Annotated in this window: 18 protein-coding genes; 9 read left to right on the top strand and 9 right to left on the bottom strand. The window is 29.7% G+C overall.

The annotated features are described in order from the left end of the window. Positions 1-317: 317 nt before the first annotated feature. Genes Q0649_RS06780 through Q0649_RS06765 form a run of 4 tightly spaced genes read right to left on the bottom strand, consistent with a single transcriptional unit; the run spans position 318 to position 2,933 of the window. Positions 318-821 carry a hypothetical protein gene (locus Q0649_RS06780; RefSeq protein WP_298839175.1) on the bottom strand — a complete coding sequence of 168 codons (504 nt, stop codon included), beginning with the start codon at positions 819-821 and terminating at the stop codon, positions 318-320. A 24-nt stretch (positions 822-845) separates the two neighbouring features. Beyond that, positions 846-1,478, bottom strand: coding sequence for a J domain-containing protein (locus tag Q0649_RS06775; protein ID WP_298839173.1), 633 nt, complete (start codon positions 1,476-1,478; stop codon positions 846-848). After that, the gene (locus tag Q0649_RS06770; protein WP_298839170.1) at positions 1,462-2,385 is read right to left on the bottom strand and encodes a DUF5685 family protein; all 924 of its coding nucleotides are present in this window, start codon (positions 2,383-2,385) and stop codon (positions 1,462-1,464) included. Before Q0649_RS06770 ends, Q0649_RS06775 begins: the two co-directional genes overlap by 17 nt. Further along, positions 2,385-2,933: a class IV adenylate cyclase gene (locus tag Q0649_RS06765; RefSeq protein WP_298839167.1), complete on the bottom strand. Its 549-nt coding sequence runs from the start codon at positions 2,931-2,933 to the stop codon at positions 2,385-2,387. The genes Q0649_RS06770 and Q0649_RS06765 overlap by 1 nt, the downstream gene beginning before the upstream one ends. A 243-nt stretch (positions 2,934-3,176) precedes the next feature. Here Q0649_RS06765 and Q0649_RS06760 point away from each other — a divergent pair, with 243 nt between their 5' ends. After that, complete coding sequence (locus tag Q0649_RS06760; RefSeq protein ID WP_298839165.1) at positions 3,177-4,226, top strand: nucleoid-associated protein; 1,050 nt, start codon at positions 3,177-3,179, stop codon at positions 4,224-4,226. 443 nt (positions 4,227-4,669) lie between these two features. Here Q0649_RS06760 and Q0649_RS06755 read toward each other — a convergent pair whose 3' ends face one another. From Q0649_RS06755 to Q0649_RS06745, 3 genes are all read right to left on the bottom strand, one after another. Further along, positions 4,670-5,617, bottom strand: coding sequence for a ketose-bisphosphate aldolase (locus Q0649_RS06755; RefSeq protein WP_298839163.1), 948 nt, complete (start codon positions 5,615-5,617; stop codon positions 4,670-4,672). Positions 5,618-5,745: 128 nt separating this feature from the next. Next, a complete protein-coding gene (locus Q0649_RS06750) occupies positions 5,746-6,126 on the bottom strand; it encodes a DUF4363 family protein (protein WP_298839162.1) in 381 nt (126 codons plus the stop codon). After that, complete coding sequence (locus Q0649_RS06745) at positions 6,123-6,812, bottom strand: DUF421 domain-containing protein (protein ID WP_298839159.1); 690 nt, start codon at positions 6,810-6,812, stop codon at positions 6,123-6,125. Before Q0649_RS06745 ends, Q0649_RS06750 begins: the two co-directional genes overlap by 4 nt. A 128-nt stretch (positions 6,813-6,940) precedes the next feature. Here Q0649_RS06745 and Q0649_RS06740 point away from each other — a divergent pair, with 128 nt between their 5' ends. The 4 genes from Q0649_RS06740 to Q0649_RS06725 all read left to right on the top strand — a co-directional run bounded on the left by Q0649_RS06740 (position 6,941) and on the right by Q0649_RS06725 (position 11,508). Then, positions 6,941-8,599 carry a nucleoside kinase gene (locus Q0649_RS06740; RefSeq protein ID WP_298839158.1) on the top strand — a complete coding sequence of 553 codons (1,659 nt, stop codon included), beginning with the start codon at positions 6,941-6,943 and terminating at the stop codon, positions 8,597-8,599. 866 nt (positions 8,600-9,465) lie between these two features. Beyond that, positions 9,466-10,143: an L-serine ammonia-lyase, iron-sulfur-dependent subunit beta gene (sdaAB, locus tag Q0649_RS06735; RefSeq protein ID WP_298839155.1), complete on the top strand. Its 678-nt coding sequence runs from the start codon at positions 9,466-9,468 to the stop codon at positions 10,141-10,143. Between the two features lie 100 nt (positions 10,144-10,243). Continuing rightward, positions 10,244-11,119 (top strand): L-serine ammonia-lyase, iron-sulfur-dependent, subunit alpha, encoded by an 876-nt coding sequence (sdaAA, locus tag Q0649_RS06730; RefSeq protein ID WP_298839152.1) that lies wholly within the window; start codon positions 10,244-10,246, stop codon positions 11,117-11,119. A gap of 23 nt (positions 11,120-11,142) precedes the next feature. Continuing rightward, the gene (locus Q0649_RS06725) at positions 11,143-11,508 is read left to right on the top strand and encodes a hypothetical protein (protein ID WP_298839149.1); all 366 of its coding nucleotides are present in this window, start codon (positions 11,143-11,145) and stop codon (positions 11,506-11,508) included. Positions 11,509-11,630: 122 nt separating this feature from the next. Here the strand turns inward: Q0649_RS06725 and pssA are convergent, their stop codons facing one another. Continuing rightward, complete coding sequence (gene pssA, locus Q0649_RS06720; RefSeq protein ID WP_298839147.1) at positions 11,631-12,143, bottom strand: CDP-diacylglycerol--serine O-phosphatidyltransferase; 513 nt, start codon at positions 12,141-12,143, stop codon at positions 11,631-11,633. A gap of 279 nt (positions 12,144-12,422) precedes the next feature. On the opposite strand from pssA, the gene Q0649_RS06715 reads away from it, so the two are divergent. The 3 genes from Q0649_RS06715 to Q0649_RS06705 all read left to right on the top strand — a co-directional run bounded on the left by Q0649_RS06715 (position 12,423) and on the right by Q0649_RS06705 (position 14,574). After that, positions 12,423-12,854, top strand: a complete 432-nt coding sequence (locus tag Q0649_RS06715; RefSeq protein ID WP_298839144.1) for a CBS domain-containing protein — start codon at positions 12,423-12,425, stop codon at positions 12,852-12,854. Positions 12,855-12,987: 133 nt separating this feature from the next. Then, positions 12,988-13,872, top strand: a complete 885-nt coding sequence (locus Q0649_RS06710) for a YegS/Rv2252/BmrU family lipid kinase (protein ID WP_298839142.1) — start codon at positions 12,988-12,990, stop codon at positions 13,870-13,872. 333 nt (positions 13,873-14,205) lie between these two features. After that, positions 14,206-14,574 (top strand): hypothetical protein, encoded by a 369-nt coding sequence (locus tag Q0649_RS06705; protein WP_298839140.1) that lies wholly within the window; start codon positions 14,206-14,208, stop codon positions 14,572-14,574. Positions 14,575-14,629: 55 nt separating this feature from the next. Here Q0649_RS06705 and Q0649_RS06700 read toward each other — a convergent pair whose 3' ends face one another. After that, positions 14,630-16,636, bottom strand: coding sequence for a YgiQ family radical SAM protein (locus Q0649_RS06700; protein ID WP_298839178.1), 2,007 nt, complete (start codon positions 16,634-16,636; stop codon positions 14,630-14,632). A 489-nt stretch (positions 16,637-17,125) separates the two neighbouring features. On the opposite strand from Q0649_RS06700, the gene Q0649_RS06695 reads away from it, so the two are divergent. Further along, a partial coding sequence (locus tag Q0649_RS06695) for a magnesium transporter MgtE N-terminal domain-containing protein (RefSeq protein WP_298839138.1) occupies positions 17,126-18,232 on the top strand: 1,107 nt, incomplete at its 3' end.

The raw sequence follows: 18,232 nt of genomic DNA, 5'->3' as shown, positions 1-18,232 counted from the left end.
AATATTCCGCGGTACCACTCTAGTTAGGTTTTACACCTCACTTGCAAATATAACGGTTTTAACCGTACTTGTTTTTACAAGTAGGCTTTTACTTATGATGTAAGTATATACTTACAAGTAAGTTCATAGGTAAGTTCATATAATATCATTACTGCTTTGCAGCTGACAGCAGCTCTCTAAAAATGATATAAATACTAATACCCCTAATAAAAGCTATTTATTATTTTAGTGTTTGCTTATTACTGGATTATTATCCATTATAATTTAAATAAAATTTTGTGTCAATACCATGAGTGTGTGTGAACTTATGGTATTGTTTATTTTAATTTTTTTAATAGATGTTTATTAGCATAGCCTATAAAAGCGGTAAGTGCATAATCATAGATTACAAACACAACTTCCACAATGATAAGGAGCAAATAAATATTTATATTTATATTTGGTATTTTTAGAAACAACATTTTATATATAAATACGATTAGGCCAGAGGTTATATTAAAATACAATAACTTTAGTATTATTTCTACTGGAATATTTCTTAGTTTTTCTACATAATATTTTACAAAACCATATGAACCAAAAATAAGTAGATAGCTTAGACCTATAAGCTTTGATGGTATAATAAATAAACTAAGTATGGAAACAGCACCATATACGATAACAGAATTCTTTACTCCAGTAAGCATAATGGAAAGTGGAATAATGCAAGAAGCTATACATAGTATAGATAATCTATTTGTAGGTACAACAGAAGATAAATATAGCAATATTAAACTAAGTGCTGCGAATATTCCACCTTTAGCAATATGGTTAGATTTCATAAAATCATCTCCTATAAAATAGATTTAACAACATGAAATAAGATCTCCTCCGAAACATTCACAAATGCTATCTGCACACCAAAGATTTAGACACATATTACCCATGCCACCACCATTGTTATTTGTTCTGCCATAATAGTTATTTCTATAATTTGAAGATTGATTATTTAGTTGATTAAAACATTGTCTGTATTCAACATTATTTGGTTCTTGAGTGCAGGCACGGCTGATAAAAGTATAAGCACTATCATGCCAGCCCTTTTTTAGGTGAACTGTTCCCATTAAAAAATTCCATTCAGCATTTTTGGTGCTCATTGAGCCCAATTTTTGCTCAGCAGAGGGTAGATTTCCACTATTTATATCCATTCTAATAGATTGGTATATATTGTTGTTATTATAGTCATTATTTGAATTTGAATTATTATTAGAAGAACTATAATTGTTTGAAGAACTGTTATTGCTTGAAGATCCATTGCCCTTCATAAGCGTATCATATGCTTCATTTAATTCTCTCATTTTAACTTCTGCCAAATCTTTTAATGGATTATTACCATATTGATCAGGATGATATTTTTTTGCTAGTTCTCTATAGGCTTTTTTAATATCTTCTTTGGAGGTTCCTTCTTTTACACCAAGTACTTCATAGGGATTTTCCATTTTTATTTTCCACTCCTTTTAAATTATCAATAGCTTCTTTATTAAATACCTTATCCATTTTTTCCATGAGTCCTAGTTCTAGTATATTACTTAATATGTCTTCATTTTTAATTAAAGGCAAATTATTTAAATGTTTTAAACATAAAGAGGCACAAGTAACTAATATATAATCAATTCTTGGCTTAATTAATGTAGAAAAACTTTTGAAATCTAGATTATCTGTATTAAGTAATGAATTTATAGCATTAAAAGAATTATCTTTTATATCTTTTTCTAAATCATCATAAGCATCTATAATATATATCCATTTCCCTAAATTATACCCAAGCCAGTATAAATCATCTTTAAATGATGATTCTTTATAATAAAATGATATTATAAAACCTGTAAGATCAGCAAAAACATGGGATAACTCATCTATAGATAGCGGCTCAGAAGTATCCATATCTTTATGATTTGATTCTAAATTATCTAGAAGTTGTAGTTTGTCTTTTGTATACTCCATTACATCAGTATATGATAATTCTGCCTTTGGTAAATAGTTTTTTAAAAACATTGAATAAATTTTGCTTTTCATTGTTTTATTATCGTGGACGTCATCCATTAACTTATAATAAGCTAATGTAACATTACAAAAAGCAGCGTAATCTGTTGCTTTATTATTACTAATCATAATTCTTTTTTTTAATGGATGTATTAAACATTTAAATTTAACAAAATTATATTCACTTTCTGATAGGGAATCCAAAAGCACTGCTAAAAATGTCATGTCAAAATTTAGAGTAAGCCTTGGAAGATTTCCAAAATCATTTTTAATGGAATTACATAAACCACAATAATAAGCTTTGAATTTTTCATAATCTTTTATCTTCATTTCCATTTTACATGGAGTTACATATCCAAACATTATAGTTTTCCCATTGCTTTTTTAGATTCTAATATTTCATAAATACTTTTAGAAGTAGTATCTGCTAAACTGTAACCTAGTAGTCTTACAACTTCTTCTATTTCAGATTCTATAGTACTTTCAATTTCTATATAAGGAAAAGGACAAAAATCTTTTTCATTTATGTCTATTTCTATAAGAGTATTTTTATATTTATAGCTTTCTCTATATTTTTTAATAGATTGCATAAGCTCAAGTCCTAAGGCTTCAAATATTCCCCTAGCCGCAACTTCATTTTTGATTTCCGATTCATGTTCATCCATAATTTTATACTTTTCTTGGCTTATAAGTTTTTTCGTAGTGATATAGTGAATTGTAGAATTTTTCAAATCATCTTTAACTGTACGTATTCTTGCATATCCTTTACCCTTTAGTAGTCGTTTATCCGAAAAGTCATAAATGTTGTTTATTTGATTTTCTTGTTTTACTTTTATGGCATTTAAATTCAATAATTTTTTGCGAATTTCATTAACATCAATATCTATAATTCTAAGCTCTATTTCTTTCAAAATAATCCTCCTTGTTGCGCTGGTGTAGATGATGGTGATCAATAAATTAATTAATCATTAATTGTGATTATATCATAACATAAATAAAGTAACATTAATAATTCATTAAAATTATCAATTTTGATATCAATATATTACTTTGTTATAATTATAAATACATAGTATAATAGTTAGGCACATTCAAATAAGTAAACTCTTAAATTATTTGCATGTGCTTTAGACAATTATTAAGGTGGTGTTTTTTTGGAGTATATAAAAGAAGTTAATATAAATGAGGCTATTATTCATGTTTTAGATAATAATGCAGATGAACCTATCTTGAACGAATATGCATTAGATTTAGATGAGGAAAAGTATAATTTTATACTTAAACATATTCAGAAATGTTTAAAAGATGAAGACTTAAAATATGGTGTATTTACTCCCGAGTCAAATATAGTGAAAGATTTATCTCAGCAATATTTAAATGGTGAGAATAATTTACTAGCTGTTTCAAAAGAACTAGCAAAACAAATGTTTATTTTAATGAGATCTAAGGGGGATATTCCATCATGTGATTTAATAGTAGTATCTTTTAATACAGAATTTGGACCAATACTTGCATTATTTAAAATGGATTACATAAAAAACTATGTTCACACTATTGAATTTGTTGATGAAAAATTAGGAATTGATATAGTTCCACAGTTTACTGGTTTACCTGGAAGTTCTCAAAGGATACAAAAATGTGCTTTTATAAAACCAATTAGAGATGAAAATAGTTTTGATTTAATGGTTATAGATAAAAGGAGCAAGACAAAGGAATCAAATAATGAAAACCAAGAGAATAACTCTAACTACTTTGTTGATGATTATTTAGGGTGTACAATTGTTGATAACGAAAGAGATGTAACCAAAAAATTTGTCAAGGCAGCTGAAAAATTTACCCAGAACACATTTACAGAAAATGCAGATGAAGCAGAAGTTGTTAGAAGTACTATAAAAAGAAAACTTAGAGAAGAAGATAATATTGATGTTAAAGAATTGTCTGAGCAGATATTTCCTGAAAACAATGGAAATAAGGAGAAATTTGTTGAATTTATAGCTGAGCAAGGAATAACAGATAATATTAGTCTTGATAAAGAATGGATAGATAAGAAATTAAAAAGAGTAAGACTTAAGATTGATAAAGATATAGATTTATATGTAAATGAAGAAACTTATCATGATGATAGTCGTTTTGAAATACAAAGAAATGGTGATGGAACAATTAATATGGTTATTAAACATGTAAGTAATTACGTCGAAAAGTAGTGAACTCAGTATGAAGACTCTCCTGCATGGCTCCCAAATAAGAGTTTGAAGCGTGAAATTCCATTAAGAAATTCTAATCTTTTGCCAATGTAAAATTCTCTAGCACTCACATTCGGCGTGCGCCGGTTCGCTAGTCTTCCTTCCAGTCAGGCTCACGAGGATTTTATATTTGCAAAAGAAGAATTTTAAATGGGATTTCAATGTTTCTGCTCTTCTTATTTGGTGTCACTCCCGGAGAAATTCATACTATATCATATTTACGCTAAGAAGTATCTAGTATGATTGTATATAAGGAAATAATAAATCTCATTCAACATATGCACCACTTATAAAAAAGTTATTTACATTGTTTTTAGCAAGGTGGTACCTATATAATAAAAAAACAAACCCAAAATACCCACAGTATAATATACTGTGGGTATTTTGAATTATATTAATTTAAATTATTTAGATGAGTTAGAAGATCCTAAAACATTAGTAATTTTACCTTCAACTAATTTAGTTATGTTAGTTCTTGCTTCTCCTAGATATTTTCTAGGATCTATTTCGCCAAGATTTTTTGTAAGTACTTTTCTTATTGAACCAGTCATTGCAAGTCTTAAATCAGTATCCATGTTTATTTTACAAACAGCCATAGAAGCAGCTTTTCTAAGCATTTCTAATGGAATTCCTTTTGCACCATTCATTTCTCCACCAAATTCATTGATCATAGTAACATATTCTTGATCTACAGCAGATGCTCCGTGAAGAACTATTGGGAAATTATGAAATCCAGCAGCTTCTAATTTTTCTGTAATTAAAGCTAATCTTTCAAAGTCAAGTTTTGGTTCACCTTTAAATTTATATGCACCATGGCTTGTACCTATAGCTACAGCTAAAGAATCTATGCCAGTTCTTTTTACGTAATCTACTGCTTGTTCTGGATCAGTATAAGTTGCATCTTTTGCTGAAACACTAACAGCATCTTCAACGCCAGCAAGTTTTCCAAGTTCAGCTTCAACTACAACGCCTTTAGAATGAGCAAAATCAACTACTTCTTTAGTTGTTCTTACATTTTCCTCATATTCAAAATGAGAACCATCATACATTACTGAAGTAAATCCAGCAGCTATTGCAACTTTTACAGTAGCCATATCAGGACCGTGATCTAAGTGAAGTGCTACATCAAGACCAGTGTCTTCTACAGCTGCCTCTACCATTTTTCTAAGGTAAGTTGGTCTTGCATATTTCAAAGCTCCAGCTGATACTTGAAGTATAACAGCTGATTTATGAGTCGCACATGCGTCGATAACTCCTTGAATTATTTCCATGTTATTGATGTTAAAAGCACCAATTGCGTATTTTCCTTCTATTGCATCTTTGAACATTTTAGTAGTAGTAACTAAAGCCATATCAATTCCACCTTTCAAATTTTGTAACAGGGACATATATTGTCCCTGCGGGACATTTTATCATACAATACAATTATAAGCTATAAATAGACTATTTTCTACCCTTTTGTTATAAATGATAACTATAATTAAAAAACATTGCTTATGGAAACTTTTTCATGAGCCATTATATGCTCAACAAGATATTTCATATTATGTATAGTGGCTAATCCTTCAGACTTATCTTTAATTTTTATATATTGAGTTAATTTTAAAATTTCACTATCTATATGGTCTAAATCCTCATGATGTTCAAATACAGATAATAATTTAGAGGCTTTTTCCCATTCAGATATATAAACGAGTGATAATTTGTATGCATCTTTATAGTTATCTTTAATTATATAGCTTTCGAGAGTACAATTCAAATTCTGTAAGTTACTACATTTAATGTTTATAGTATTTACAGAAAAAAATATTCCTACAACCATTATAACGAATAAACTAAATGCTATTAAAACATTTTTCATCTTTTGTTTTCTTTCCCTTCTTTAAGTTGATAATAAAACTTGTTTTTAGAGTCAAGCATACCTATGAAAAGATCACTTGCAAAGGCAATTTTATTTCTTTTTAATATGTTCTTTAGCCAAATTTCATCTTTTTCTAAGAGTTTTAAATTCTTATAATTAATGTTACCATCCATAATTAAAGGGATAGGTAAAGATTCTTGAGTTATAGTTATATTCAAATCATCTTTCGTTGCAGTAGATTGACCCGTTTTGGGTAATATGGATAATGCCCCACTAGTCTCTAAAATAGCATATTGGATATCCGCTAAATTAAAATATCCTTTTAATCTAAGTTCTTCCAATAAATCATTAATATTAAATCTTTGATATCTTAGCTCTGCAACATCAATTTTGCCATCTCTTATTAATATACTGGGATTGCCTGTTAATATCCTTCTAGCCCTTTCGCTTTTGAGTTCAATATAAGATGAAGCTACTTGAAGAAATAGTAAAGTTATTATTGGTATAATTGCATGTATAATCGGTATTCTTATATCCTCCATGGGAAAGGTAGCAAGATCAGAAATCATCAAAGCAATTACGAGTTCAAAAGGTTCAAGTTGCCCTATTTGTTTTTTACCCATCATCCTCATAATAAATATTATTGTAAAGTATAAGAAAAAAGTTCTGATTACTAAAACAAGCACAATATCACCTCTTTACTATATAATGTATATGGTTTGTTAAATCACGAAAATTATAAGGGGTAAATGTTACATTTTTTTAAAATTACAGTATAATAGTATTAATAGCAAAAAAAATAGGGGATGGGTAAATGAGTAGTTTCAATATAGCTCTTAAGGATGGTAGAAACATAGTTGTAAAAGAGGGAACTATGTTAAATGATGTTATTAAAGAAAATAATATAAAAAATGAGTTGCCAATAGTTTTAGGCAAAATTAATAATAAAGTTTATGAGCTAGGAACCACTATTGTACAGGGGGGGGATTTTGAAATTGTGGATATTGCGAGTAGAATGGGAATGACGACCTACGTTAGGACTCTTCAATTTGTGTTGATAAAAGCAATTTCTGAATTATTTCCAAAGGCTGATATTTCTATAGAGCATTCGTTAAGTAAAGGATTGTTTGGAGAAATTTATAAGACGTTGACACTTGATATTGATGATATATATGACATAAAAAATAGAATGAGTGAAATAATAAAAGCAGATATTCCTATAAGAAAAATAACATTTTCAAAAGAGAGGGCAGTGGAGATATTTACACAATATGCTATGCAAGATAAGGTAAAGCTTTTAAAATATGTAAACTCAAAAGAAATAAAGCTTTATGAATTAAATGGGCGATATGATTATTTTTATGGCCCGATGGCTTATTCAACAGGGATAATAAAAATATTTGATTTAATGTATTATGAGCCAGGTTTTATACTAAGATATCCAACTATTGAGGACCCAGACAGACTTCCGAAATTTAACAAACAAGAAAAATTAGCTAAAGTATTTTATGAAGCAGCGCAATGGGGGGAAATACTGGGAGTTGGAAGTGTGGGTGCACTGAATGATGAAGTGGTAAATGGTGATGTTGTTAATTTAATCAGGGTAGCAGAGGCGCTGCACGAAAAGAAAATTGCATATATTGCGGATATGATTCACAAGAGAAAACGAGTTAAATTAGTTCTTATAGCAGGGCCATCATCTTCTGGGAAAACTACTTTTTCTAAGAGACTAGGTGTTCAGTTAACAGTAAATGGATTAAGACCAACATTTATTTCGTTAGATGATTATTTTATTGATAGGGACTTTACCCCTAGAGATGAAAATGGTGATTATGATTTTGAATCTATATATGCTTTGGATTTAAAACTTTTTAACAAGGATCTAGAATTATTACTTTCTGGCGAAGAAATTGAAATACCAAGCTTTAACTTTAAAACAGGGAGGAGAGAATGGGTTAATAATAAAATAAAAATGCCTCAAAATGGAATTGTGATTGTAGAAGGAATACACGGATTAAATGAAATATTAACTTCGTCAATACCTAAAGAAAGTAAGTTTAAAATATATATAAGCCCTTTAACACAACTAAATTTAGATGATCACAATAGAATTTCTACAACAGATGTAAGAATGATTAGGAGAATAGTTAGAGATTATTTATCTAGGGGATATAACGCTGAAGATACCCTTAAAATGTGGCCGTCTATAAAACGTGGAGAGGAAAAGAATATTTTTGTGTTTCAAGAGCAGGCAGATGCAATGTTTAATTCTAGTTTAGTTTATGAGCTTTGTGTGCTTAAAAAAATTGCATTAATAGAACTTAATAAAATAGGGCAAGATAGTCCAGTGTATTATGAAGCAAGCAAATTAAGAAGCTTTTTAAACTTTTTTGCAGATGTAGACAAAGACTTGGTTCCAGATAATTCAATAATCAGAGAATTTACTGGCGGAAGTTGTTTTTATCAATACTGATGGAATCTAACTATTTTAAGTATCACATGAAGATTCATCATGTAGGATGTTCTGATAGTGGAGCGTTCGTTAACAGATTCTAAGTTTATTACATGAAAAATATCTTAGCGCACTTAGAAGGCGTCCTGTCTCAAAAGTGCTAGCACGACCTCAGGGCATTCCTTAGGGGGACATAACAATTATTAATTGTTATGCATCCTGGGTTGCTTACAGAAATTTTTCATTACATAAAATAAGAGTCTGTAGAACTCACTATATACTATCTGTAACACTCCTACACAATTTCATCTTTATGAGAATTATTTAGACTTAGTATGATATATTAATATTAAGATGAAGAAACATTAGAATTTCTTAATGGAATTCGTGGTAGAACAATCAGGTGGTATCCCTAGGGATGATTAGGCCAATATTTATTCTTAAACCAAGAGTCTGTATAGTATCTGTAATGCTTTTATATGTTTTTACCATCATAATTATAAATTTTACTTTATACATTAGATTTAAAGTTGAAAAGTATGATATTTCTCCGAAGTGATTAGCAACAAGAAATGAAAAAACTATTGAAATTTAATTTAAAGATTCTTCTTTTGCTGATATAAAATTCTCGTGAGACTGCCAGGACGTCAGTTTAGCGAACCTGAGGCATGATGCCGAATGTGAGCGACATAACAATTAATAATTGTTATGTCCCCCAAAGAACGACCCAGAGGAAGAGAATTTTATATGTGCAAAAGATTAGAATATTTTAATTGAATTTCTTGTTTTGAGTTCGTTTGCAAATAACGTAGGAGAAATTTTAATACTTAATATTTAGTCATTATTTTAAGGAATAGAAATATTTAGAAACAAAAGAGGAGGACGAAATGAAAGAGTATAGTGCATTTGATATATTAGGTCCAATTATGATAGGACCATCGAGTTCCCATACAGCGGGCGCGGTGAGGCTTGCAAAGGTTGCATCTATTATTGCGGGTAAGAATATAATGTCAGTTAAATTTGTGCTTCATGGGTCTTTTGCTAAGACATATAAAGGACATGGGACAGATAAGGCATTAATTGCTGGGATTTTAGGAATGGATCCTTGGGACGATAGGCTTAAAGATTCAATGAATATAGCTAAAGAGGCAGGTTTAAAAGTTGAGTTTGCTTTCGCGGATTTGGGTGATGTTCATCCCAATACTGTAAAGTTTGTTATAACGAAAAAAAGTGGTAGGGTAATAGAAATTATTGGATCTTCTGTTGGAGGAGGAAATATTTTAATATTTAAAGTTGATGGAGAAGCCGTTGAGTTTACCGGTAATTATCCAACAATTATAGTTAGGCATAAAGATATTCCAGGTATGATTTCAAAAGTAAGCACTATACTATATGAGGGAAATGTTAATATAGCATTTATGAATGTATATAGAAATAGTAGAGGATTAAATGCCACTATGGTTTTTGAAACAGATACTATAGTGGGTAAGGATGTTTTAAATAAAATTAAGTGTATGGGCAATATCTATAGCATAAGAGAAATTGCACCACTAGTAGAGTCGTAATAAAATTAGAGATATTAGAGAATAATTAAGAAAAAGATAATTAATAGTGAGTCATTGCAGATGATGAATTAACTAAAGATATTTATAAGGGGGAAAAATTGTGTTCGTAAACAAAGGAATAGATCTTCTAAGGGTATGTGAAGAAAAGAATATACCAATTTGTGAATATACTATAATGTGTGAAATTGATGAGAGTGGACTTTCTCGTAGTCAAATTATTGAAAAGATGAGAAAAAACTTAAACACTATGAAAGAAGCAGCAGAATATGGACTTACAAAGGAAACTAGATCAATAAGTGGGTTAATAGGAGGGGACGCGATTAAACTTAACAATTATGCACAGTCTAAAAACACATTGACTGGCGAATTTATGATAAAAGCAATGGCGAGAGCTGTTTCTTGCTCAGAAGTAAATGCAACTATGGGCAAAATAGTTGCAGCACCTACAGCGGGATCTTGTGGGATAATTCCAGCTGTAGTTATTACTGCGGGTGAAAAGTTAAATAAAACTGAAGATGATCTAATTAATGCACTATTTACGGCAGCTGGGATAGGTATTATAATTGCTAAAAATGCTACATTATCAGGCGCTGAAGGTGGATGTCAGGCTGAATGTGGTTCAGCAGCTGCAATGGGTGCGGCTGCGGTAGTTGAAATGATGGGGGGAACTCCTGCCATGGCAATGGATGCAGCAGCTATTGTTATAAAAAATATATTAGGCCTAGTATGTGATCCAGTTGCAGGTTTGGTGGAGGTACCTTGCGCTAAACGAAATATAGCTGGGGCAGTAAGTGCGTTAACTACTGCAGATCTTGCTATGAGTGGTGTCACAAGCCGAATACCTTTTGACGATACAGTAATTGCAATGTATAAGGTAGGTAAGCAATTGCCTTGTGAATTAAGAGAAACTGCTATGGGTGGACTTGCAACTACACCTACAGGGCTCAAACTCGCAAAAGAAATTTTAGAAAGATAAGAGAATATATAACATAATCTAATTTGGTTTATAATATAATTAAACTAAAAGGTGATTATTTGGCGCATAGAAGAGTAGTTCAAAATTATTATAATGACATAAATAATCTAGCAGATATTTTAACTAAATTAGTTAGTTCATACCGGTTATTAATAGGCGGAGCAAATGAATTAAATGGAATTGCATTATCTAAAAAAAGTGACGTCAAGGATGCACTTAAAAGAGCGGACGCGGTTGGAAACATTATTGATGAAACAATAAAGGTATTGGATGATGCAAGTTATAGTTATATGTCTTATTGCAAAATGAAAACCGAAATTATGAAAAGCAAGCTTCAGATAGAGTATATAGAAACAGAAATTGATGAGGAATTAAGGTTAAAGGATTAGAGCAGGTTATTTACTTTTAAGTGAATAAAAAAATGTTAGAAATGTTAATAAAGTACCCATTAGTTAAAGGCATAAAAAATGTCGTTAACTAATGGGTACTTTACATTGTAATTAGAACTTTTTCACCTTTTTTTTATTTGAAATTTACTTACCATAAGATAAGACAGTATAAACATTATAATAATGGTAATTGGAAAATTATGTGGTGAATTTAAAGTTATTAGAGCATAGATGGCTACTAGCATTCCAGCTAAAGTAATTGGTATACCTGTATAAACATTATTAAATGTAGAGTTGTTATATCTAGCTAGTCTATATGCACCAGCTACAGGATATACTAAAAAACAAATATAGCCTAAATATCCAAGGGATACAAAATTGTATAAATAAAATATAAGAACAGAAGGCGCAACACCAAAAGATACTAAATCTGATAATGAATCTAGTTCTTTTCCAAGTTCGCTAGATACTTTTAAAAATCGTGCTACTTGGCCATCATATCTGTCCATAAGTGCAGCTAGTAATATAAAAGCTATAGATAATTTGTAATTAGCTTGAAATGTCATTATCAAAGATAACAAACCAAAAACTAAATTTCCCAAGGTAAGAATATTTGGTATAGAAGATTTTTGCACTAAACACCACTCCTTAAAATAATAAAATTTCGTTATAAACCTATCAATAGGTTAATATGTAATTTGTATAAAGCATATTTTTAATTATACATCATTTTATAATAATAATTAAGTATATAAATGTTATATTTTATTTTTACTGTATTTTAGTTTTTTAGTATATAATATTGTGGTTTCAAAAAAGTACAATTACATTAAAAAATATTAATATAAATTTTTAATTATGGTTAAAATATAATAATTGTTATTTACCATAACGGATATGAGGAGGATTGTAAAATGAAAATTTCGGAAATAATGACTAAAGATGTAATAAGTTTATCTGTAGATGATACAGTTGAACGTGCAGCTCAGATTATGAGAGAGTATAATATAGGATCAATTCCTGTAAATACACAGGGTAGAGGAATAGTTGGAATTATAACTGATAGAGATATAATTTTGAGATGTGTAGCAGAAGGTAAGGACATAAAAATGCAAAAGATAAGAGAAATTATGACTTCAAATCCAGTAGTAGGAGATGAGAATATAAATATTAATGATGCTACAAGAATTATGGGTGAGAGGCAAATAAGAAGGTTACCAATTACTTCAAATAATGAATTGATTGGTATTGTATCTCTTGGAGATTTAGCATTAGAACCAAATTTAAAACAGGAAACTACTGATGTATTGGGTGAAATTTCAGTCCCTTGTGCACATTGCTTTTAAAGTTAAGTATGACTAAGTTTGATTTTACTTAGTTAAAATCCACAAGAAAATGGAATCTTGTGGATTTAATTTTAAAGAGGTATAATGTTTATAAATAAATCGTTAAATTAGGCGGGAAATAGGAGAGAATGGAATGAATAAGGTGAAATTTATCTACAACCCATATTCTGGAGAAAGTACTATAACATCAGACTTAGACCAAGTTATAATGATTCATCAAAAATTTAATCATACAATAATACCATATAGAATATGCAACGAATATCCTATATCAGATGCTTTTTTTGACATAGATGAAACTTATAAATATGTCTTAATAGCCGGTGGAGATGGAACAATAGATAATGTAGTAAATGAGATGAAAAAAAGAAATATTGATTTGCCAATAGCAATACTTCCTGTAGGTACTGCAAATGATTTTGCAAATTATTTAGGAATGCCGCGCGACGTGTATGATGCCTGTTATCAGATATTAAATAGTGATGTAAAAAAGATAGATTTAGGAAAGATAAATGACAAATATTTTGTAAACGTAGCTAGTACAGGTTTATTCACAGATATATCTCAGAAAATGGATATGAATCTTAAAAATACTATAGGAAAGTTGGCTTATTATGTAAAGGGAATAGAGCAATTGCCAAATTTCAAAAAATTAAAAATTAAGGTTACTTCAGATGAAGTTTTATATGATGGAGATATGTACTTAATGTTAGTGTTTAATGGACAAACCGCAGGAAGTCTTAGATTTGCATACAATGCTAAAGTAGATGATGGACTTTTAGATGTAATAATAATAAAGGCTGGGATTATGAAAAATATTTTAAATGTTTTCATCAAAATGTTAAGAAATGAGCATATTGAGAATGTTGATGGAATTGTTTATTTTAAGACAAGTAAGCTTGAAATAGAATGTTATGAGGATATCGTTACAGACATAGATGGAGAGAGAGGTCCAGATTTCCCGCTCGTTATTACTTGTGAAAAGGGTGGAATATCTATAATAGGATCTAAAATATAATAAGTTATGCATAATTTCATATGCTAATTAATAAATATTAACAGTAGTAATTTTAGGGAGAGTAGAATGGAAATATATTTTTTACTGCTGTTTATAATGATTTTATTATTATATGAGGGTATAATTTGTAGTTTGTATTATGCACCAAAAAAAATCAAAATAATAAGTTTTGTAGTTTTAATTTTAATGACATTTAGATACATAGCTTTATTAATACTTTTAATTGTAAAGGGTCAAAATTATTTATATATATTAAAGCCTTTACTATATACAAATTTTTTGTGTATACCAATATGTGGTATCATTTTAACTTACATATTTGCTAGAAAAAATATGATTAAATTAAGAAGAATTATATTAATATTTGGAATTTTGTGTTTAGGTTATTGTATTGTCATATATAATTCTAATTCAAATACTGTGGTATCAAATGTTTATGGACATACTATAAAATTGCAATTAGAGAATTATTTTTATTATATGTCACTTATAGTAAATTCAATCTTTCTAATTATGGGTATAAATCTATTTAGTAGACGTTATTCAAATAAACTGGGAGCATCATTAATAGCTATATCAGCTAGTATAACATTAATAGCAGTTGTTCTAACTTCAATAAATACAAGTTATAATTTTTTATTGTTAGGAGATATTTCTTGGATTTTAACAATGGATTATGCTTTGATGAAAGTTAAAAGGTAAGTATTAAAAGACATATGTGGCTATAAAAATTATAGCTACATATGTCTTTTACTTTTTATCCTTGTCGTTTTCTAGGACTGAGGGTTGATGTACGTTTTGTAGAATGCTTAGGGCCAGTTCTCAAATTTGGTTTTGAAGCTACTTTTGAAGAAGATTTTGTAAAAGTTCTTGGAGCAGGTTCAGAAATATGGCCAGATTCGGTATTTGGCGTCCTAAACTTAGAATTCTTCTTACCTTGATACTTTGGATGAGTTTTTGCTTTGGTTGGTCTTGATGGTATTAATGATTTTTTATCAGAACCAATCAAATCTTCTCTATGAGCTTTTACTAGTGCCTCTCTTACAATACTATAGTTTTCTGGGTTTTTAAATTGCATAAGTGCCCTTTGCATATTTTTCTCCTTTTGCTCAGTGGGAACATAAACTTTCTCGCCCGTGAAAGGATTTATTCCAGTATAAAATATAGTAGTAGATAAGCTGCCTGGTGTTGGGTAAAAGTCTTGAACTTGTTCTGGAGTGTAACCCATTTCGTTTATATATTCCGATAATTTAATAGATTCTTTTAAGTCACAACCTGGGTGGCTCGACATAAAGTATGGAACCAAAAATTGATCTTTATCTAGTTTTTTATTGGTTTCATTATATTTTTTTACAAAACGGTCAAACACTTCTTGTTTTGATTTCCCCATTTGGTCTAGTACTTTATCACTAATATGTTCAGGGGCTACTTTTAATTGCCCGCTAATATGATGTTCACATAATTCATCAAAGAAGTCAGTGTTTTTATCATATATTAAATAATCGTACCTTATTCCAGAACGAATGAAAACTTTTTTAATGTTTGGAATTACTCTAACTTTTCTTAACAAATCTAAGTATTCAGTGTGGTCAATAATAAGATTTTTGCATGGAGTTGGGAACATGCATTGTTTATCACGGCACACACCTACTTCTTCTTGAATCTTGCAAGCTCTGTGTCTAAAGTTTGCAGTAGGACCACCAATATCGTGGATGTATCCTTTAAAATTCTTTAAGGTAGTTAAAAGGGTAGCTTCATCTATTATAGATTTTTGACTTCTATTTTGTATAACGCGACCTTGATGGAAGGTTAAAGCACAAAATGAACAACTACCAAAACATCCTCTATGGCTTGTTATTGAAAACTCAACTTCTTTTATTGCAGGAATACCACCTTTAGCTTCGTATATGGGATGGTAGGTTCTAGTATATGGTAAACCATAAGTTATATCCATTTCAGATTGGGTTAAAGATATCTGAGGAGGATTTTGAACGATATACCTGTCATTATGCTTTTGTACAACGGTCTTTCCTCTTATATCGTCTTGTTCTAATGATTGTAATTTGTAACTTTCTGCGTAAGCAATTTTATCAGTGGAAACAGTTTCGAAAGAAGGAACTTCTACATAATCTTCAAGGCCACTAATATCTTTTGTAGCATATACACTGCCTCTAATAGAAGTCATTTTTTCTATACTCATACCGTATTTGAAAAGATTAGCCATTTCAACTATGGTTTTTTCTCCCATGCCATAAAGTAGCAAGTCGGCTTTAGCATCAATTAATAAACTTCGCCTAACCTTATTTGACCAGTAATCATAGTGGGCAAAACGTCTAAGACTTGCCTCTATACCACCAATTACAATTGGAACGTTTTTAAAGGCTTCTCTTGCCCTATTGCAATATACGATTACTGCTCTATCTGGTCTGTGCCCTGATTCACCACCTGGTGAATAAAGATCGGTGTGTCTTCTTTTCTTTGCTGCAGTATAATGATTAACCATGGAATCTATATTTCCAGAATTTATGATGAATGCGAATTTAGGTTTTCCAAGTTTTCTAAAATCGTAAATACCCTCCCAATCAGGTTGGGCTATAATTCCTACAGTAAATCCTTCTCGTTCTAGAGTTCTTCCAATTATGGCTGTACCAAAGGATGGATGATCTATATACGCATCCCCTGTAATTATTATAAAATCTAGTTGAGATATATTTCTTTCTTTTAAATCATTCATACAAATGGGTAAAAATTGTTTATTTACTATCATATAATCCTCCTGAGAGATTAGTCTATCTTTTAGTTTATTAACTTTTGGTTCGTTAAATCAGAATGTTATTGAGTTTTAAGTTTAATAACTTATGATTAATTAAACTAAAGTTCGTTTTCTTTAAGTTTACGGTATATAATAATATTAACATATCTATAGAAAAATATGAACTAGAAAAATTTATAAATATAATTGCTTTCGTTTTTATAGTTGCATTTTGAAGTATATATAATATAATTATATAGAAAGAATATTTTTATAATTAACTTATAATAACATAATATATGAATATGAAATAAAAAAAATATGGGTGGTGAAAACAAATGGAAAATGGCCCTCGGAGTAGAAGGTCAAAATTAATTTTAAAATTGAATATTATTATGCAGAGAATTTCTTAAAGTATAAATTGACATAGATAAGTAGGAACATAGGTCAATGAGTTAATAGTACATTTTGATATTTCTCTGCATAAGAGGAGGGATATCTATGGAAATAATTTCTGAGTTTTTTTTAAGCTCAATATTATATCAAAATGTGTATGATGAGTTTGAGGATAATATTGGAAAAGTGTTTGATCTTTATGTTACTACTGAGCAAGGATATCCAAGAGTTATAGGATATAAAATTAAAAAGGAAAGTGAAATTTTTAATTATGAATTTAGAAACATTGAAATATGCAAAGAAGACAAAAAAATAACTATACAGGTAAGAGGGGTAAAAGAGATAATTCCTAGAAAGTTTTCTTATCTTTTATCTAAACACCTACTTAACAAACAAATTGTAGACGTTAATGGGAAAAAAGTAGTTAAAGTTAATGATTTAACTATGACAAAGGTTGGCGGAGAAATAAGAGTTATAGCTGTAGAATCAGGAATTATTGCTGCAGCTAGAAAATATAAATTAGATGGCATAATTAAATTTTTTTATAATATATTAGGTAAAAAACCTCAAGATAATAGTATAACATGGGAAAGCGTTCAATCACTTGAGATGGTGGATCACAGCCTGAAATTAACGCAGCCGTATTCAAAACTTACTAAACTTCATCCAGCAGATCTTGCAGATATTTTAGAGGGGCTCGATACATCCGCTCGAAATAAAATTTTTGAAAGTTTAGATAAAGATTTGGCGGCACATACACTTGAGGAATTGCAGCCAGAGGTTCAAGCGGATATTTTAAGTACTATTAATAATCTACTTGCACAAGAAATTTTAGATGAAATGCCTAATGATGAGATTGCCGATATTTTAGATGAAATGAATGAAGAAGATGCAGAAAAAATTCTTTTAAACTTTAATAAAGATGATGAAGAAGAAATTAGGAAACTTATGAATTATGAAGAGGAAGTTGTTGGTAGCATAATGAATAAGGACTTTATATCTTTTAATGTAAATATTACGGCTAGTGCAACTATTGAAATTTTAAGAGAACTTCAACCTGAAGATGAGGTAATTCATTATATCTACATAGTAGATGAGGACCAAAAACTTCAAGGAGTTATTTCTTTAAGAAATTTAGTACTTTCAGCTCCTATGAGGAAACTTAAAGATATTATGGATGATAAAGTTATTAAAATAAAAGATAGTCAAGAT

Source organism: uncultured Clostridium sp. (assembly GCF_937920395.1).
Lineage (GTDB): Bacteria > Bacillota > Clostridia > Clostridiales > Clostridiaceae > Clostridium_AD.
This window is presented reverse-complemented; position numbering and strand designations above follow the sequence as displayed.